The sequence below is a fragment of the Elusimicrobiota bacterium genome, from assembly GCA_018816525.1.
Lineage (GTDB): Bacteria > Elusimicrobiota > Endomicrobiia > CG1-02-37-114 > XYA2-FULL-39-19 > OXYB2-FULL-48-7.
In genome coordinates this window covers 1-3,046 of sequence record JAHIVV010000092.1, presented here as the reverse complement: position 1 = coordinate 3,046, position 3,046 = coordinate 1, and the positions used below count along the sequence as shown (strand labels likewise).

At 38.5% G+C, this 3,046-nt stretch carries 1 protein-coding gene; it reads left to right on the top strand.

The features are described 5' to 3' along the window. The coding region (locus KKH91_08270) for a hypothetical protein (GenBank protein MBU0952796.1) at window positions 1-2,853 on the top strand (2,853 nt) is incomplete at its 5' end. Between the last annotated feature and the right edge of the window lie 193 nt (window positions 2,854-3,046).

Sequence of the window (3,046 nt, the reverse complement as noted above, 5' to 3'; positions counted from 1 at the left end):
TATGTTATGCCTACAGCAGGCGACGCTTTAGCTTTAAGCGATACTATTATTGATACATCACAAGGTGGAGGCGGTGGTTCAGGCATTCAGCCTGGAGTTGGAACTGGATTAACCGTTGCTTTATCAGCAGACACAGCTGCTTCAGGCAATGTTATTGCTGGTCAAGCTTTGGCAAATTTAGCATCATTTAATTTTACTGCTGCTAATGACGGCGCTGTTAAAGTAAACACTTTAAAAGTAAAGAGAATTGGCATTAGTCAAGATCAGACTTTATCAAATGTTTATTTATACGAAGGCAACACAAGATTGACTGATTCTGCTTCCGTTAGTAGTGGAATAATTACTTGGTCAAATGTAGCAGGACTTTTTGAAATTCTTGCTGGCACAACCAAGACTATTACTGTCAAATCAGACATTCTTCTCGCAGGCAGTGGTGAAATTATTGGTGTAGCCATTAATGCTACTTCAGATGTAATTACTAATGGAGCTTCTGTTAATGGTTCGTTTTCTGTAAGTGGAAACCAGATGAGTATAGTCCTCGGCGCCAATTTAGCTGGTGTTGTTATGGGGACTGCTTTGCCAAGCACAGCAGATGTAAGTCCAGGCGACACTGACGTTACAGTATTTAAAAGCTCGGCTACAATTACTAATCATAATGTTAATTTAAAGCACTTAAGATTAAGAGAAATTGGTACAATATCTGCAGGCGATTTAAACAACTTCAACTTATATGTTGGAGGTAATAAAGTTGCCGGACCGGTTGAAATGTCAAGCGACATGTATGTTACTTTTGATCTTTCAGCCTCTCCAGTTAGTATTATAACTGGCATTAAAGATATTGAGGTTAGAGCTGATATTGTTGGAGGTTCTTCAAAGACATATTCATTCTCTTTGAGATATGCTGTTGACATTATAGTTGAAGATGCTGAATATAATGTTCCTGTAACTACTACAGGTATTCCAGCCACGACTGGCACTCAGACTATTTCTTCAGGCTCAATGACTGTTGCAAAAGAAAGTACTTCACCTTCTGGAAATGTTATTAAGGATGCTTCAAGCGTTACTTTAGCTAAATATACATTAACTGCTTTTGGCGAACCAATTAAAGTTGAAACTCTTACAGCTAAGATTGCTTCCAATAATAGTTCTATTGGCAACTTAAGAAATGGTAAAATTATGATTAATGGCGGACAATACGGAAGCACTGCAAATTTAACAACAGCCGGCATGTCTTTTACAGTTAATTATACAGTCAATCCAGGCACGCCTGCAACTGTTGAAATTGTTGCTGATATCTACGATAATGATGGAACAAATAATGTTTCCAGTACTAGCACTCTTATTGCTTCATTAGTAACAGGCGCAAATAATGGGCAAGCGCAGACATCATTATCGTTTGTAAATGTGCCTACTAGCGACACCTCAGGCAATCAGATGGCTGTAGCTATTGGATCCCTTGTAATGTCTAAAACAGGCACTTATGCAAATCAGACTACTGTTATTTCACAAACAGCATATAAATTAGGCGCGTTCACATTAACGGGCAATAGTTCAGAGGCAGTTAATTTGAATACGATTTCAATTGATTTTAGCACAACTACAGGCACTACATTTACATCTGCTGATTTAACTAATGTTTATGTAAAATATGGCGCAACTCAGACTTCAATTAAACCAACTGTAAACGCAACTGCAAACACTTTTTCTATTAATAAGACCTTAGAAAAAAATAGTCAGTTAACTGTTGAAGTGTATACAACAATCGGTTCAACGATTAATGCTGGTGATGCGATTAAATCCACTGTTACTATTTCCGGCACAACTGCTAGCTCAGCTACTCCAGTAAGTACTGGAGCAATTGATGGTCAGACAATCACTGTAGGGACCGGTTCTATTGCCGCTACTCTTGATGCTTCTGCAGCAACAGCGAAAATTGTTGCGGGAAATTCTACAGGTCTTGATGTAGCCGCTTTTAAATTTAGCACGGTTTATGACAATTATACTTTAACTGAGGTTGTTGCGACAACAACTGCATCAGGTAATACTGTTATTGCCGAAGCTAGTTTATATAATGGAAATACGTTAGTTTCAACAGGCAATATTAATGACACAACGATTACTTTTCCAATGTCATTAGCAGTTGCTGCTAATTCAAGTAAGATCTTGACTGTTAAATTAGCTTTAGGCGGAGTTGGATCGGGTGCGGGTACAAGCGGTGCTAACGTCCAAATTACTCTTGATTCATACAAGGCTAATAACTCAGCCGGAGTTGAAACGCAAGGAACTGCAAATGTAGATGGAAATTCTGTTTATGTTTACAAGACAATTCCAACTATTAGCAATGTTACATTACCTTCAACCTTATTAGGAGCAGGCACTCAAACATTGGCTAAATTTACTGTAGCAGCTAATGCCACTGGCGCTTTAGCATGGAAGAAGATTAATTTTACCGTAAATAAAACAGCCGCAGAAGCTATTACAGTTGGAAAAGTATATGACGAATCCAATATTGAAATTGCCGGTACAGCCATTATCAATACTCTTGGCACTGGTAGCACAACCGGGTCAATTGTATTCGTTGCTGATAATGAACAGTTAGTAAGTGGTTCCAAAACTTATGTTTTGAAAGCTACTATTGGTGGAACAATTGCAACTGGAGACAACATCCAGACCAGCATTGCTCAACCTTCAAGCTTTGTTGCTTCTGACACTTACGCTATTGTTGCTGCGACCACAGCTTCATTCGTATGGTCAGATCAATCAGCAAACAGCCATTCAGTTACTACAAGTGATTGGATTAATGGTTATTTAGTAAAGAATCTTCCAACAGATTCTCAGACTTTAACTAAGTAAATCAGGCACTCAAAGTTTCGCGATAGCTTTATAAAAAAAATCGCCATTTGCGTTGTAGAGACGAGGCAATGCCTCGTCTCTACGCGGGTCAAAATCCCAGTTAGATAATTGGGGCAAAAAACCCTCCCGGTTTATTTCGGGAGGGTTTTTGTTTTTGGAAATTGTCTGAACCACTGATTTTCACATGATTTTA